General features: G+C 75.2%; 12 protein-coding genes. 3 read left to right on the forward strand and 9 right to left on the reverse strand.

Translation table 11 applies throughout. From position 1 onward, the window contains the following. Nucleotides 1-10 precede the first annotated feature (10 nt). The 5 genes from ACMT9T_RS04785 to ACMT9T_RS04805 form a co-directional block, all read right to left on the reverse strand. Nucleotides 11-1,321: a hypothetical protein gene (locus tag ACMT9T_RS04785; RefSeq protein WP_414744473.1), complete on the reverse strand. Its 1,311-nt coding sequence runs from the start codon at nucleotides 1,319-1,321 to the stop codon at nucleotides 11-13. A gap of 123 nt (nucleotides 1,322-1,444) precedes the next feature. After that, entirely contained in the window at nucleotides 1,445-3,340 is a 1,896-nt protein-coding gene (locus ACMT9T_RS04790; protein ID WP_414744474.1) for a YhgE/Pip family protein, read from the reverse strand. Further along, nucleotides 3,337-6,291 (reverse strand): MMPL family transporter, encoded by a 2,955-nt coding sequence (locus tag ACMT9T_RS04795; protein ID WP_414744475.1) that lies wholly within the window; start codon nucleotides 6,289-6,291, stop codon nucleotides 3,337-3,339. Before ACMT9T_RS04795 ends, ACMT9T_RS04790 begins: the two co-directional genes overlap by 4 nt. Before the next feature lie 48 nt (nucleotides 6,292-6,339). Continuing rightward, complete coding sequence (locus tag ACMT9T_RS04800) at nucleotides 6,340-6,918, reverse strand: TetR/AcrR family transcriptional regulator (RefSeq protein ID WP_414744476.1); 579 nt, start codon at nucleotides 6,916-6,918, stop codon at nucleotides 6,340-6,342. Between the two features lie 82 nt (nucleotides 6,919-7,000). Further along, a complete protein-coding gene (locus ACMT9T_RS04805; protein WP_414744477.1) occupies nucleotides 7,001-8,155 on the reverse strand; it encodes an SLC13 family permease in 1,155 nt (384 codons plus the stop codon). Between the two features lie 175 nt (nucleotides 8,156-8,330). Between ACMT9T_RS04805 and ACMT9T_RS04810 the strand changes: the two genes are divergently transcribed. Continuing rightward, complete coding sequence (locus tag ACMT9T_RS04810) at nucleotides 8,331-8,519, forward strand: hypothetical protein (RefSeq protein ID WP_043670518.1); 189 nt, start codon at nucleotides 8,331-8,333, stop codon at nucleotides 8,517-8,519. Nucleotides 8,520-8,560: 41 nt separating this feature from the next. Here the strand turns inward: ACMT9T_RS04810 and ACMT9T_RS04815 are convergent, their stop codons facing one another. Next, nucleotides 8,561-9,790 carry a mechanosensitive ion channel family protein gene (locus ACMT9T_RS04815; RefSeq protein ID WP_414744478.1) on the reverse strand — a complete coding sequence of 410 codons (1,230 nt, stop codon included), beginning with the start codon at nucleotides 9,788-9,790 and terminating at the stop codon, nucleotides 8,561-8,563. Between the two features lie 196 nt (nucleotides 9,791-9,986). Here ACMT9T_RS04815 and ACMT9T_RS04820 point away from each other — a divergent pair, with 196 nt between their 5' ends. Continuing rightward, nucleotides 9,987-10,625: a hypothetical protein gene (locus ACMT9T_RS04820; protein ID WP_414744479.1), complete on the forward strand. Its 639-nt coding sequence runs from the start codon at nucleotides 9,987-9,989 to the stop codon at nucleotides 10,623-10,625. A gap of 25 nt (nucleotides 10,626-10,650) precedes the next feature. Here the strand turns inward: ACMT9T_RS04820 and ACMT9T_RS04825 are convergent, their stop codons facing one another. Next, entirely contained in the window at nucleotides 10,651-12,033 is a 1,383-nt protein-coding gene (locus ACMT9T_RS04825; RefSeq protein ID WP_414744480.1) for a glucose-6-phosphate dehydrogenase, read from the reverse strand. A 57-nt stretch (nucleotides 12,034-12,090) separates the two neighbouring features. On the opposite strand from ACMT9T_RS04825, the gene ACMT9T_RS04830 reads away from it, so the two are divergent. Then, complete coding sequence (locus tag ACMT9T_RS04830) at nucleotides 12,091-13,965, forward strand: glycoside hydrolase family 15 protein (RefSeq protein WP_414744481.1); 1,875 nt, start codon at nucleotides 12,091-12,093, stop codon at nucleotides 13,963-13,965. Between the two features lie 60 nt (nucleotides 13,966-14,025). Here the strand turns inward: ACMT9T_RS04830 and ACMT9T_RS04835 are convergent, their stop codons facing one another. Continuing rightward, a complete protein-coding gene (locus ACMT9T_RS04835; RefSeq protein ID WP_414744482.1) occupies nucleotides 14,026-14,844 on the reverse strand; it encodes an alpha/beta fold hydrolase in 819 nt (272 codons plus the stop codon). A gap of 96 nt (nucleotides 14,845-14,940) precedes the next feature. Next, nucleotides 14,941-15,126, reverse strand: coding sequence for a hypothetical protein (locus tag ACMT9T_RS04840; protein ID WP_414744483.1), 186 nt, complete (start codon nucleotides 15,124-15,126; stop codon nucleotides 14,941-14,943). Nucleotides 15,127-15,147 lie beyond the last annotated feature (21 nt).

Raw genomic sequence — 15,147 nt, forward strand, 5'->3', positions numbered from 1 at the left:
CGATCCCGGGTCAGCGGCCGCTGAGGTCGTAGGGGCGCTGGTGCGGATCCACCGTGGCGAGGTAGCCGCCGTCCGCGAGCGCGGAGGGCACGGCGATCGTGCCGCGCACCGTCGCCGCCGTGCCCGCGACGTCGATCTCGAGCACGGATCCCGTGCCGGCCCGCGACAGGAACAGCTCGGAGCCGTCGTCGGACGCGGCGAGGAAGCGGGCAGCGGATCCGGCGCCCGGCGACTGCCCGAGCGCCGGCAGCCGCACCGTCGTCACGGCCCCGTCGTACAGGCCCGAGCGGCCGCGGGCCACGAGGGACAGCGTGTCCGCGCCGTCGGCGGTCACGACGGCGGCCGCGTAACCGGGCGTGACGACCGCGCGCGTGGACGCACCCGAGCCGAGCGCCACGCTCGCGACGCCCGCGCCGCGCATCGAGGACGACGTGAGCAGCGTGGGCGCCCCCGGCCCCGTGCCGGTCTGCGTGCCCACGGCCGTCTCGCCGTCCGGCGCCATGCGCGGCCGGTAGCTCTGCACGGCGGGCTCGGGGTAGGCGCGGGCGACGGAGGCGCCGAACCCGCTCCGCGTCAGCGGCACGGTCTCGATCCCGTCGTGCAGCGTCGAGCCGATCGTCGTGCCGCGCGCGTCGGCCACGGGCCCGTGCGGGTACGCGCCGAGGGGCGTCGACGCCACGGGCGCGGGGGCCGTGTCGCCGCCGAGGATCGCCGCGACGTCGTACGCGTCGAACCGGCCGCCCGCGCTCACGACGAGCCGCAGCGGCGAGCCCACGAGGAACGTCTCCATCTCCTCGGTGCCGCGCTCCCCCGTCGTGGCCAGCGTCACCTCGCTCGTGCGGATGGTCGCGGTGCGCGCCCGGTGCCCGCGGGTGTCGACCACGGTGACCTGCTGCGCCGTGGACCCGTCGATGTCCGAGCCGACCGCGACGAAGCGGTGCCCGGGGTCGTCCGCGATCCAGCCGGCCCGGGTCCACGCACCGGCGACGGCGGGGATCGGGGTGGAGGACGCGACGCGCGGGACGCCGGCCGAGGTGATGTCGACCACGTCGAGGCGCGGCCCCGACTCGTCGACGAAGGCGACGCGGCCGTGGCCCATCTGGATCACCCCGGCGTGCGTGCCGAGGACCGCGTCGGGCAGCGCGCCCGTGATCCGGCCGGTGGCCGCGTCGACGACGGAGACGGCGTGCGCGGACGCGTCGGCCACGAGCAGCCATCGGGCGTGCGGAGCCGCGTCGGCGGCGGGAGCGGGTGCGGCGAGCGAGCCCGCGAGGAGGCCGACTGCCGCGAGGCCCGTGACGAGGAGGGAGGGGATGCGCATGGTGCCCGCTTTCTGAGAACGATTCTCAGTAGCCTAGGGACGATGCGGGCCCCGCCGGGCGCGCCCTCCCCAGCGACGCGAGCGCGGCCGGCCGCCATCACGACAGCCGGCCCGCGCGCGGGATCAGACGGCGACGGCGACCGACGACGGCGCGGCACCGGGCACGAGCCCCAGGCTCCGTGCACGCCGGGACCGGCGCGTCACGAGGTACGACACCGCGAGGCTCAGCAGCAGGAACGCGGCGAGCACGCCCGCGGATCCCCACGCCACGCCGCCAGCGCCGCCCGCGATGATCGCCTGCATCCCCGACGCCGCGTAGGTCAGCGGCAGGAACGGGCTGATCGCCTGGAACGGCGCGGCGACGAGCTGCAGCGGGATCACGCCGCCCATGGCCGCGGCCTGGATCGCCAGCAGGATCAGCGAGACCACCATGCCGGTGCGGCCGAACGCCTGCCGGAGCAGGTAGTGGATCGCCGTGAAGGCCGCCGCGGTCACGGCGGCGAACCCGAGGGTCGCCGGCAGCGCCGCGAGCGACAGCCCGAGCGCGGCGTGCACGAGCGCGACGAGCAGCACGACCTGGGCCAGCGCGATGAGCGCGGCACGGGCGAGCACGCGGCCCATGACACGGCCGGTCGCGGCCGACGACGCGAGCAGCCGGCGGGCGGCCGGACGCAGCACGAGGAAGGTCGCGAAGGCGCCGAGCCACAGGCCGATGGGCACGAAGATCGCGGCGATGGCGTCGCCCGGGCTGCCGATCTCGTTCTCGCGCTCGACCGTGAGGCCGACCGGATCCGCGACGACGCCCGAGGCGGCGGACGCCTGGGCCGCGTCGAGCGACGGGATCTGCTCCGCGCCCTGCGCGAGCCCCTGGCCGAGCTCGGTGGCGCCCGAGGAGAGCGAGGTGGCGCCCGTCGCGAGGTCGCCAGCGCCGGTGGCCGCACCCGATGCGCCCGTGCGGAGCTGGCCGAGGCCGTCGCTCAGCTGGCGCGCGCCCGAGACGAGCGCGCCGCCGTTGGCCGCGAGCTGCGAGGCACCGGACGCGCTCTGGCCGATGCCCTGCTGCACGCCCTGGATCCCGGCGGCGGCCCGCGTGGCGAGCGTGCGCCCCTGCGCCGCGTACTGGTCGAGGCCCTGCTCGAGCGGCGCGAGCTGGGCGGCGATCGGCGCCGTCTGCGGGTTCGCCTGCAGCTGCTGGCGGATCCCCTGGACCTGCGTGGCGATCTGCCCGGCGCCGCCCGCGTACTGCCCGACGCCGTCGGACACCTGCGAGAGCCCCGCGGCCCCCGTCTGCAGCCGGTCGAGCCCGGAGGAGAGCTGCGAGACGCCGCCCGTGTAGGTGCCGAGGCCGTCGGCGAGCTGCGATGCCCCCTGCTGCGTGCGGCCGATGCCGTCGCCGAGCTGCGTGATCCCGTCGCCGAGCGTCGTGGCGCCCGCGGAGAGCTGCGTCGCGCCGTCGGCCAGCTCGCCCGCGCCGTCCCCCGCGTCCGTCAGCGAGCCCTTGAGTCCGCCGAAGGTCGTGTAGATGCCGGAGACGAACTGCGAGGTGATCGCGTTGCCGAACACGCTCGTCATGCCGACGCCGACGGCCTGCGTGGCCGCGCCCGTCAGGTAGCCGTGCGCGTCGTCGGTCCTCACGCTGATCTGCGCGCGCTGCGGGGCGTCCGTCGACAGCGACACGATCGACGCGGAGAAGTCCTTGGGCACCGTCAGCACGGCGTAGACCTCGCCGTCGTCGAGCATCCTCTGGGCCTCGTCGGCGTTCGTGATGGTCCAGTCGAAGGCCTGGTTGTCGTCGCTGGTCAGCTGCGTGACGAGCAGGCGGCCGGCGAGCACGGGCGACTCGGTGCCGTCCGGCGCCTTCTGCTGCACGATCTCGTCCTGGTTGACGATGGCGGCGGGCACGCGCTCGACGCCCTTCGCGACGTCGGAGAGCGAGCCGATGAAGAGGCCGGCGACCGCGAGCGGCACGATCGCGACGAGGGCGACGGCGAGGCGTCGGCGTGCGGAGCGGGTGGTCATCGGCGGGTCTCCTCGACGGTCGTGGCGGGCTGGTCGATGTCGGCGGGGTCGCCCGTATCCCTGGGGTCGCCCGCTGTCGGGGCGTCGTCCGCGATGAGGCGGAGGCGCACGGTGGGGCGGCCCGGGATCCCGTGCTCGTCCGGGAACCACGGCGCGCCCACGAGGACGGTCGTGCTCTCGTGCACGAGGGCGGGCAGGGCGGCGAGGAACGCGCGCTCGGCGGCGGCGTCCGGGAAGGGATCCGCCACGTCGAGCACGAGCACGGGCGCGCGACCCGACGCGGCGACCGCGGTGAGGGCGATGGCGCGCTCGAGCGGCAGGAGGGATCCGACGGGGTCGTCGGCGCCGATGCGCCGCGCTCCCGCGGCGTCGGTCGCCTGCTCGATGCGGGCGAGCCACTCCTGGTGCCTCGCCCGGGCGCCGCGCCGGCGGCCCATCGGCTCGGACAGGTCGATGCGCTCGGCGAGGAGGTCCCCGACCGTGACGCCCGCGTCGACCCGGTCGACGCGGCCCAGGTCGGCCATCGCGACGCTCGTGAGCACGCGGCCGGACTCGGACGCGAGCGGGTGCCCGGCGACGTGCGCGCGGCCGGACAGCGGCGCGAGCCGCGCCCCGAGCGTGGCGCCGAGGAGGCGGCGGTCGGCGAGGTCACCCTCGACGAGCACGAGGGATCCGGCCGGCGCGCTGAGGTCGACGGGCGCGAGCCGGCGACCCGGCACGCCCACGACGAGACGCTCGGCCGCGACGGCGGCACCGGACGCGCGCGCCCAGTCGACGTCGTCCTGGTGCTCGCGGAGGCCCTCCCCCTCGATGTCGACGTCCGGGAGGACGCGGTCGAGCCAGCGCGGGATCCACCAGGCGCCCCGGCCGACGAGCGCCATGGCGGCGGGCACGAGGGTCATGCGCACGAGGAACGCGTCGAAGAAGATGCCGACGGCGAGGCCCAGCGCGATGGTCTTGATGACGCCCGCGCCCTCGGGCACGAACGCGGCGAAGACGAAGAACATGATGAGCGCGGCCGCCGTCACGACCCGGGCGGCGCCCGAGAAGCCCGTGACGATGGCCCGCCTGGCGTCGCCGTGGTGCACGAAGTCCTCGCGCATCCCCGAGACGAGGAACACCTCGTAGTCCATGGCGAGCCCGAACAGGATCGCCATCAGCAGGATCGGCATGAAGCTGAGGATCGGACCGGGCGTCACGCCCAGGGCGTCGGCGAACAGGCCGTTCTGGAAGATCGCGACCACGGTGCCGAACGACACGATGACGCTCAGCAGGAAGCCGACCGCGGCCTTGATCGGCACGAAGATCGACCGGAACACGATCATCAGCAGGATGATCGACAGCCCCACCACCACGATCCCGAACGGCACGAGCGCGTCGTCGAGCCGCTGCGAGATGTCGTTCTGCACGGCGGTCGTGCCCGTGACGGAGACGCGCGTGTCGTAGCGGTCGTGGAGGCCGGGCGCGAGGTCGCGGATCGACTGCATGAGCGCGGTCGTCTCCGGCGACTCGGGCGGGCTGTCCGGCACGACCTGCAGGATCGCGGTGTCCACCGAGGGGTTCGGCGTGCCCGCGCCCACGAAGGCCACATCGTCGAGGCCGCGGATCTCGTCGCCGATGTCCTTCAGCACCCCGATCGGGTCGGTGGTCTGCGTGATGTCGACGAGCACGACGAGCGGGCCGTTGTGGCCGGGGCCGAACGCGTCCGACACGGTGTCGTACGCGACGCGGCTGGTGGATCCGGCGGGCTCGGTCGCCCCGCTCGGCAGCCCGAGCTGCAGCTGCGAGGCGGGCACGGCGAGCAGCCCGGCGATGCCGACGACGATCACGACGGGGATGATCGGCACCTTCGTGACGATGCCCACCCAGCGCGCACCGAGCGTCCGCTGCGTGCCCTCGGCCTGCGCCGTCGCGCGACGCGCGGCCCGCGAGCCCTCCTTCGGCCGCAGTCGCTCGCCCGCGAGGCCGAGCATGGCCGGCAGGAGCGTCGTCGCGACGCCCATCGCGAGCAGCACGGCGAACGCCGCGCCGAGCCCCATCACCGTCAGGAACGGGATCTGCACGACGAGCAGCCCGAGCAGCGCGATGATCACCGTCACGCCCGCGAAGATCACGGCGCTGCCGGCGGTCGCGACCGCGGTGGCGGCCGAGCGCTCGAGGGCCATGCCGTTGGCGAGCTGAGTGCGGTGCCGCATGAGGATGAAGAGCGCGTAGTCGATGCCGACCGCGAGGCCGATCATCACGGCGAGCAGCGGCGACGCGCTCGACACCGTGACGAACTTCGCCGCAGCCAGCAGCGCGCCGGAGGACGCGGCCACGCCGACCAGGGCGCCGAGGAGCGGCAGCCCCGCGGCGAGGAGCGACCCGAACGTGATCACGAGCACGAGGCCCGCGAAGAGCACGCCGAACGCCTCGGTCACCGTGACGCCGTAGTGGACGTCCTGGAACACCTGCCCGCCGAACGACACCGTCATCCCCGCGTCCTCGGCCGCCTGCGCGGATCCCTTCAGCGCGTCGAGCGTCGCCTCCGTCACCTCGTCGCTCTGCCCGGAGAACTGCACGGTCGTGATCGCCACGGTGCCGTCCTCGGAGACCGCGTCGGTCGCGTACTCGGAGAAGGGCGAGAGCGCCGTCTCGACGCCGGGGACCTCGCCCGCGGCCGTCGCGGTCGCCTCGACGGCAGCCTTCGGGGCGTCGTCGGTGACCTTCTGCCCGGCCGGCGCCTCCGTCACGATCTGCGCGCTGGCGCCCGCGGCCTGCGGGAACACGGCCGCGAGGCGGTCGATGGCCTCCTGCGACTCCGTGCCGGGGATCGCGAAGGACTCCTGGGTCTTCCCGCCGAGCGCGAGGCCGCCGCCCAGCAGGATGCCGAGGACGAGGATCCACGCGGCGACGACGCGCCACGGGTGCAGGAACGAGGTCCGGCCGAGCCGGTACAGAAGCGTGGCCATGGGCGGGTGGCTCTCCTTGGGTGGGACGTGCGGATGCGGTGCGGGGGATCAGGCGGTGCGGGCGCCGAGGGGCGCGAGGAGCTCCCCCACGACCACGACGAGAGCGGCCCTGATCTCGTCGTCGGGCAGGGGCTCGTTGGTCGACCAGTCGTCGCTCGCGGCGAGGATGTACGCCGCGCCGCCGAGCGCCACGCCGAAGCGCAGCTGGTCGAGCGTGCTGTCGAGCGCGCCGGCGGTCTCGCCCAGCGTGCGCACGAGGTCGTTCGCGCGCTCGATCACGGCGAGGTGCCCGAGCGAGCGGCCCTGCGTGATGAAGAGCGCTACCTCGTGCCGGTGCAGCAGCAGGAAGTCGATGAATCGCTCGACGAACAGGCGCCGGGCGTCCGCGTCGCCGCGGATGGAGTCGGCGCGGTCGATGACCTCGGCGAGCGCGTCGATCGTGGGCTCGAGGAGGGCGTCGAGCAGCGCCTCCTTGGAGGCGAAGTGGTAGAGGACGCTCGACTTCGAGTAGCCCGCCTCGTCGGCGATCTGCTGCAGCGAGGTCGCCTGGAACCCGTCGCGGGCGAAGCGCGCGGCCGCGATGGGACGGAGCTCGTCGCTCGCGGAGGCGCGGGGGGTGCGGGTCACGCGACGAGCCTATGTCGACCGATCGGTCAGGCCCTGCACGATCGGTCAGACTGCCAGCGGCCTGTCAGGAGGGCGAGCCGGATCAGCGGGTGAGCACGAACGCGAGCATCGCCAGGCCGACGGTGAGCGGGGCGACCACGAGGCCGAGCAGCACGTAGCGCGACCATCTGATGTGCACCCCCATGCTCACGAGCCGCTCGTGCCAGAGCAGCGTGGCGAGGGACGCCCACGGCGTGATGAGGGGACCGGCGTTGACGCCGACGAGGATCGCGACGAGCCGCTCCGGGGATCCGGCGACGGGCTCGAGCGCGAGGTAGGCGGGCAGGTTGTCGACCGCGTTGGCGCTCAGCGTCGCGACGCCCGCGAGGCGGAACAGCGACGCGGCGTCCTGGCCCTGGCCCGAGATCGCGGCCATGACGGCGGTGAGGCCGAGCGACTGCGCCGCCTCCATCACGATGAACAGCCCCGACGCGAACACCACGAGCTGCCACGGCAGGAGGCCGAGCCGGAGGACGCGCGGGCGGCGGACCGCCGTGAGGATCGCGAGCACGACGGCGGCCGCGAGCGCGGGGATCCAGACCTCGACGCCCGAGACCAGCGCCGGCACGAGCAGCCCCACCACCACGGCGCTGCCGACGAGGAGCACGCGGTCGGTCGGCGCGGTGGGCGCCCCGACCTCGTAGCGCGTGAACAGGTCCTTGCGGTGGATCACGAGGATCGCGAGCACGGGCACCGCGACGGCGACGAGCGCGGGGGCGACCGTGAGGGCCGCGAAGCCGGCCGGGCCCAGCCCGCCGAGCTCGTGCTCCGCGAGCAGGTTCGTGAGGTTCGAGACGGGGAGCAGGAGCGACGCCGTGTTCGCGAGCCACACGGTCGTCAGCGCGAACGGCAGCGGCGGCAGCCCGCAGTGCCGCGCGAGCACGACGACGACGGGGGTGAGCAGCACGGCCGTGGTGTCGAGCGACAGGAAGATCGTGCAGAGGCAGGCCAGCAGCACGGTCGCGAGCCAGAGGGCCCACGTGCGGCCGCGGCCGAGGCCCGCCGCGCGCTCGGCGATCCAGGTGAACAGGCCCGCCTCGCTGGCGAGCTCGGTGACCACCGTGATGGCCACCACGAAGAGGAGGATCGGCCAGACCCGCTCGTACAGGACGCCGAGGTCGTCGAGCGGGAGGGCTCCGGTGGCCACGGCGACGGCGCCGACGACGAGGAGCACCACCCCGATGAGGGCTGTGCGCACGGGCGCCTCCTGTCTGATCCGCGATCACTGTACTCATCGCGCGCCGGGAGCCCGCACCGCCTGCGGAAAGGGGACGCCGCGGCACCGGCGGCGCCCGCTCCCCCGGCGACGGTCGCCGCCGTCGGCGGTCGCGACCGCCGGATCCCGGTACCGTGGAAGCACACTGGGAGGTGTCATGCGCAAGTACATCCTGAACGGCAGCGTCCTCAGCGCCCTGATCGGCGGCTGGAGCACGCTCCAGACCACCCGACGGGGTCCGCGCGACTGGAAGCTCGGCCTCATGTGGCTGAGCTGGGGCATCACCATGGCGATCGCCGTCGGCACCGTCATCGAGGACTCGCGCGACGGGCAGATCGGCAACTAGCCGTCCCCTCCGCGACGCGCGCGCCCACCCGGGCGCGCGCGTCAGTCGTGCGTGCGCCACCTGTCGCCGTCGGGCTCCAGGTCGATCCGCTCCTCCGCGGGCACGGTCGAGATCGGGCCGGTGAACAGGCCCGCGCGGGAGTCGGCCTGCGCCGTCCCCGAGAAGAGCCCCGTGGGATCCGCCTCCGCCGCGCGCCGTCCGGGCCGGGGTGCGTCGTCGCGCTCGTGCGCGTCCACCATCTGCACGCGCGTGCGCGGCAGCGACTGCGGGCTGTGCTCGTGCAGGAACGCGACGAGGCGCTCGCGCACGAGGCAGCGCAGGTCGAAGAGCGTCGGCGCGTCGACGGCCGAGACGAGCACGCGGATCCGCACGTAGCCGTGCACCGCGTCGGTCACCTGCAGGACCGCGACGCGGCCGTCCCAGAGGTCGGTGCCCGCGAGCACGCGGTCGAGCTCCTCGCGCATGCTCGCCGGGGTCGCGCGCCAGTCGAGGTCGAGCTCCACTGCGCCGAGCAGCTCCGACTTGGTCCGGGTCCAGTTCTGGAACGGCGTGGTCGTGAAGTAGGTCGACGGCAGCACCATGCGCCGGTCGTCCCAGATGTGCACCACGACGTAGGTGAGGGTGATCTCCTCGACGCGCCCCCACTCCGTCTCCACGATGACGACATCGTCGACCCGGATCGCGTCGCTGAAGGCGAGCTGCATCCCCGCGAACACGTTGGCGAGCGTCGACTGCGCGGCGAGGCCGGCGACGATCGACACGAGGCCGGCGGAGGCGAGCACGCTCGCGCCCGCCGCCCGCGCGCCCGGGAAGGTGAGGAGGATCGCACCGATCGCGATCACGACGATCGCGACCACCGTGAGGCGCCGGATGATGAGCACCTGCGTGCGCACGCGGCGCGCGACCCGGTTGTCGGCGACGTCCACGCGGTAGCGGCTGAGCCCGAGGTCCTCGAAGAAGATCGCGAGCGCGCACACGAGCCAGGCCGCGGCGACGATGGTCACGACGTGCAGCAGGTGGTCCAGGCCGTCGCGCAGCTCGCCCGGCATGAGCGAGGCACGGAGCGCGATCCACACGGCGAGCACCACGAGCAGCACGCGGAACGGCCGCCGCGCGCGCCCCACGAGGCGGGCCGCCCACTCGCGGCGGCGCGCGACGACGCGCACGACCAGGGCGACGGCGGCGGTCACGAGCAGGGCCGCGGCGACGGCGGCGAGCAGCGTCACGGTCACGGCGACGGCGGGCACGGCGAGCAGGGCGGGCAGGTCCACGGGTCCTCCAGGGGTCGGGGCGGACCGCGCTGTCCCGGGATCCCAGTGTCGCAGGAGCCCGCCGGGAGGGAGCGCGGTGCGGACCCGGCCGGGCGCCCCCGCCCCGGGATCACCGGCGTGTCGCGGGCGCGCCCGGGCGTGTCGCCCGTGAGGATGGTCCCGATCGTCGCTGATGCGATCGGGGAGGCCGTGGATCATGTTCCGGTGGCGCAGAGGCAAGTCCGTCCCGACCGAGGCCGCGCCCGCCGCGTCCGATCCCCGACCCGCGGAGCCGCATCCCGCGCCGCTCGAACAGGCGCCCGTCGCCCCGGCCGTCTCGCTCGCGACGGGCGAGCTCGCCGCCATCGCCGCGCGCCTGCACGGCGGGCCGATCCGCCCGACGCACGTGCCCGCGCACAAGGCCGTGCCCGACACCGCTCCGCCGTCCGGCGACCCCGTCGCACAGGAGGCGCCCGCGCCCGCGGCCGAGCCGGACCTCCGCCCCCTCGCGCTCGTCGTGCAGGCCGCGCTCGCGCACCACTTCGGACCGGACGGCGCGTGGGCGCTCGTCCGCCGCACGCCCGACACGACGGCCGGGTTCTTCGACGAGCTGATGACGGCGCACATCGCGCGCGACGTCGCGCTCGCGCTCGGCGCCTCCCCCGCGACGGCCGGCCTGCCGCTCGAGGACGCGCGCGCGTCGGGATCCGCCGGGCACGACGCGGCGGCCCGGCAGGACGCGGTCGCGCGCGAGCTCGCGGTGTTCGACGAGGATCCGCTCGATGACTCCCTCGCCGAGCTCGCGGGCGACCCGCGCCGGGTGCCCGCGGTGCTCCGCGCCGTCCGCAGCGCCTAGCCGGACACGGGCCGCGCGGCGGCCGTCAGCCCTTCGGCGCGACCTGCGGGCCGTCCCAGGGACCCGCGGATCCGGCCGGGTACTCCTCGAGCGGCACGTCGCCCGCGCGCCACGCGGCGATGACCGGCTCGACGATGCGCCAGCACTCCTCGGCCGTGTCGCCGCGCACCGAGAGGCTCTCGTCCGCCGAGATGATGCCGTCGATGACCTGCCCGTACGGCGGCAGGTCGCCCGGGTCGAAGGCGGTCACGAGCTCGGCGCGGTCGAGGACGTCGGGGTCGGCCGGGCCGTTGACGTTGACCTCCAGGTGCAGCTCGTCGGGCGCGAGGAGGATGCGGATCCGGTCCGGCTCGTGCGCGCCCCTCAGCCCCGTGGGCACGTGCGGAGCGGGCTGGAACGTGACGACGATCTCGCGCCGGTGGTCCGCCATGGCCTTGCCCGAGCGCAGCCGGAAGGGCACGCCCGCCCAGCGCCAGTTGGCGATCTCGACGGTCATCTCGGCGAGCGTCTCGGTGCCGCGCGACGGGTCGACGCCCGCCTCGTCGGCGTACGCGGGCAGCTCGCGCCCCTCCACGTCGCCGGCCGTGTAGCGCGCCCGGCGCGAGGATGCCACCGGGTCGCCGCCCCAGGGCCGCGTCGCCCGCAGCACGAGCGCCTTCTGGTCGCGCACGTCGCGCGCGTCGGTGGTGGCGGGCGGCTCCATCGCGAAGACCGCCATCACCTGCAGCAGGTGGCTCTGGATCATGTCGGCCAGCGCCCCGGCGCCGTCGTAGTAGCGGGCCCGGCCCTCGAGGGCGAGCTGCTCGTCGTAGACGATCTCGACGCTCGCGATGTGCTGCGCGTTCCAGACCGGCTCGAGCAGCCGGTTCGCGAAGCGGAGGCCGAGGAGGTTGCGCACGGTCGAGCGGCCGAGGAAGTGGTCCACCCGGTGGGTGCGCTCCTCCGGCACGAGGGTCGCGAGCAGGCGGTTGAGGGCCCGGGCGCTCGCGAGGTCGGTGCCGAACGGCTTCTCGAGCGAGAGCGACGTGCCCTCGGGCAGCCGGATCCGCGTCATCGCCTCGCACGCCCTCTCCGTGACCGCGGGCGGCAGCGCGAAGTACACGGCGGGCGCGGCCTCGCACGCGGCGAGCAGGCGCTCGATGTCGGCCTCGGCCGTGACGTCGGCGGCCTGGTACGTGGTGCCCGCGAGCACGCGGTCCACGGCGGGGCCCTCCGCGCCGAGCGAGGCGAACGACGTGCGGACGACCTCGCGCCAGCGCTCGTCGTCCCACTCCTCCGTGCCCGCTCCCACCAGCTGCAGGTCGAGGTCGGGCCGGTGGGCGAGGAGCTCGCCGAGGCCGGGCAGGAGGAGGCGCGCGGAGAGGTCGCCGCTGGCGCCGAGGATCAGGAGCGTGGAGGTGGCGGGCATGGCGCCAGGCTACGCGCGGCGGCGGGGAGCCGTCCGCCCGCCATGGGACCATGGCCCATGGCCATGCGCATCGAGGACTACGCACTCATCGGGGACTGCCACACGGGAGCGCTGGTCGGGCGGGACGGGTCCATCGACTGGCTGTGCCTGCCGCGCTTCGACTCGGCGTCGATGTTCGGCGCGCTCCTCGGCACCGAGGAGCACGGGTCCTGGCGGCTCGCGCCCGCCTCCCCCGACGCGACCGTGTCCATGCGCACCTACCTCGGCAACACGTTCGTCCTCTGGACGCGGTGGGAGACGCCCGAGGGCGCCGTCGAGGTCACCGACTTCATGTCCATGGGCGACCGGCGGGCCGACGTCGTCCGGCGCGTCCGCGGGATCAGCGGCACCGTCCGCATGCAGGGCGACCTCCGCCTGCGCTTCGGCTACGCGACCGCGCTGCCGTGGATCCGCAAGCTCGACGGCGACGACCCCCGCCTCGTCGCCGTCGCCGGCCCCGACGCGGTGGTCGTCCGCGGCCCCGAGCTCACGGCCACGAACCACCACCACGGCGTCGCCTTCGAGGTGTCCGCGGGCGAGACCGTCGACTCGGCCCTCACCTGGTACCCCTCCCACCGCAGCGAGCCGCCGGCCTTCGACGTGGACGCAGCTCTCGAGCACACGACCGAGTGGTGGGAGAGCTGGGCCAGCTCCATCGAGCACTCCGGCCCGCACCAGGCCGCCGTCCGCCGGTCGCTGCTCGTCCTGCGCGCGCTCACGCACGAGGACACGGGCGGCATCGTCGCGGCCGCGACCACGAGCCTGCCGGAGCAGTTCGGCGGATCCCGCAACTGGGACTACCGCTACGTCTGGCTGCGCGACGCGTCGCTCACCCTCGAGGTGCTGCTCGCGCACGGCTTCGACGACGAGGCCGACGAGTGGCGCACGTGGCTCCTGCGGGCCATCGCCGGGGATCCGGGCGACGTGCAGATCATGTACGGCCTGAGCGGCGAGCGGTACCTCCCCGAGCGCGACCTCGACAGCCTTCCCGGCTACCAGGGCTCCGGCCCGGTGCGCGTCGGCAACGGCGCCTTCGAGCAGTACCAGGCCGACGTGATCGGCGAGGTGATGCTCGCGCTCCAGGCGGCGCGCGACGCGGGCGTCGGCGAGACCGAGTTCTCCTGGCCGCTGCAGCGCGCGCTCATCGGCTTCGTCGAGGAGAACTGGGAGCGGCAGGACAGCGGCATCTGGGAGATCCGCGGCGCCGAGCGGCACTTCACGCACTCGCGCGCGATGATCTGGGCCGCGCTCGACGCGGCCGTGCAGGGCGTCGAGCGGCACGGGCTCGACGGGCCGGTGGAGCAGTGGCGGACGCTGCGCGACCGGGTGCGCGACGAGATCCTCGACCGGGGCGTGGATCCCGCGACGGGCGCCTTCCGCCAGCACTACGACACGACCGAGGTCGACGCGTCGCTCCTGATCCTCGCCCAGGCCGGCTTCTGCGCCTACGACGACCCGCGCATGCTCGCGACGGTCGAGGTGATGGAGCGGACCCTCATGCACGAGGGCTTCCTGCTCCGCTACGACACGAGCGCCGGCGTCGACGGGCTGCCCGCCGGTGAGTACCCGTTCCTCGCCTGCTCGTTCTGGCTCGTCGAGCAGTACGCGCGATCCGGCCGCGTCGCGGACGGCCGCGAGCTGATGGACCGGCTGGTCGGCCTCTCCAACGACGTCGGCCTGCTCTCCGAGGAGTACGACCCGGTCGGGCGGCGCCAGGCGGGCAACGTGCCGCAGGCGCTGTCGCACCTCGCGCTCGTGCGCGCGGCGGACGCGCTGGAGGCCGCGGCCCAGGCGCACCCGGACGACCTCGACCGCGCGCACCGGGAGGGCAGCGCCGCCCTCGCGCACGCCGCGGCGGCGCGGGGCGCGACGCCGGCGGCCACCGCGCGCTGAGCCGCGACCGCCTGCTGACCGCCGCCTGCCGACGGCGGATCGCCGCCCGCCGCCCGCCGCTCAGAGCGACGCGAGGAAGGCCCGCACCGCGGGCAGCGCATCCGGGTGCCGCGGGGTGTCGGCGTGCGTCGCGCCGTCGAGCTCCACGAGCGGCGCGTCGGGACGGAGCGCCCGCACGTGGCGGGCGGCCCGCAGCCGCTCGGGATCGCGCGTGCCGGCGACCAGCAGGAGCGGCACCCGGGATCCGGCCACGACCTCGTCCGGGACCCCGGCGTCCCGCTCCGACTCGCGCATGTAGGCGGCGAGCGCCCGGGCGTCGTCGGCGAGGAACGCACCGCGCGTCGCCGGATCCACGGGGTGGCCGCTGTGCCGTTCCCATCCGTCGAGGAAGCCCGGCATGCCGCCCGCCTCGAGCGCGTGGATGCAGCCGGGAAAGAAGACGCGGTCGAACACGCCGACGCCGCTCCGGGGGGATCCGCCGAGGCTCGAGGCGGAGAGCAGCCGCCCCGGGTGCGCGGCCTCGAGCGAGAAGCCGACGCGCGCACCGAGGCTGTAGCCGACGTGGTGCACGACCTCGGCGCCGACCGCGTCGAGCACGGCCACGACATCGGCGACCATGAGGTCCATGGCGTACGCGGCGGGCTCGTGCGGCGTGCCGCTGCGGCCGTGGCCGCGGAGGTCCAGCGTGATCACCGGGCGCTCGGGCGACAGCGCCCGCACCCAGCCGAACCCGCGCCAGACGGCCTGCGACAGGGCCGTGCCGTGCACCAGCACGACGGGCGCGTGCGCCGGGTCGCGCGGATCCGCGCCAGCGGGTCGGGCGCCGAACGCCCGGTAGGCGATGCGCGTGCCGTCGAGGGGGTTGGTCGCCGTGTCCACGGGGATCCAAGCTACCCGTGGGCGGGCATGCGCCCACGCGGGCGGGCCGTCGCGCCGGGGCGGACGACCCGTCGCCGCGGGGGCGCGCGGGTCGGGCTAGGCGGACGCGCCGTCGCCGTCCTCGTCGGTGCGGTGCGGGGTGTCCTCCTCGGGCTCGAAGTGGTCGTCGCCGCCGTCGTGGCCGGCGGCCACGCCCGTGGCTCCCGCGGGGATCGTGCCCTCGCCGCCGAGCTTCGCGTCGTCGTCGTCGTGCGCGTGGTCCGTGCCGTCGTGGTGGGTCATCTCGTGCCTCCTCGTCGTCGC

It is taken from the genome of Clavibacter vidaverae (assembly GCF_047529985.1).
Taxonomy (GTDB): Bacteria; Actinomycetota; Actinomycetes; order Actinomycetales; family Microbacteriaceae; genus Clavibacter; species Clavibacter nebraskensis_A.

Bases quoted from the DNA above. Each gene is read 5' to 3' on its own strand.
- ACMT9T_RS04785 (WP_414744473.1), bottom strand. From the start codon at position 1,321: ATGCGCATCCCCTCCCTCCTCGTCACGGGCCTCGCGGCAGTCGGCCTC.
- ACMT9T_RS04790 (WP_414744474.1), bottom strand. From the start codon at position 3,340: ATGACCACCCGCTCCGCACGCCGACGCCTCGCCGTCGCCCTCGTCGCG.
- ACMT9T_RS04795 (WP_414744475.1), bottom strand. From the start codon at position 6,291: ATGGCCACGCTTCTGTACCGGCTCGGCCGGACCTCGTTCCTGCACCCG.
- ACMT9T_RS04810 (WP_043670518.1), top strand. From the start codon at position 8,331: ATGCGCAAGTACATCCTGAACGGCAGCGTCCTCAGCGCCCTGATCGGC.
- ACMT9T_RS04820 (WP_414744479.1), top strand. From the start codon at position 9,987: ATGTTCCGGTGGCGCAGAGGCAAGTCCGTCCCGACCGAGGCCGCGCCC.
- ACMT9T_RS04825 (WP_414744480.1), bottom strand. From the start codon at position 12,033: ATGCCCGCCACCTCCACGCTCCTGATCCTCGGCGCCAGCGGCGACCTC.
- ACMT9T_RS04830 (WP_414744481.1), top strand. From the start codon at position 12,091: ATGGCCATGCGCATCGAGGACTACGCACTCATCGGGGACTGCCACACG.
- ACMT9T_RS04840 (WP_414744483.1), bottom strand. From the start codon at position 15,126: ATGACCCACCACGACGGCACGGACCACGCGCACGACGACGACGACGCG.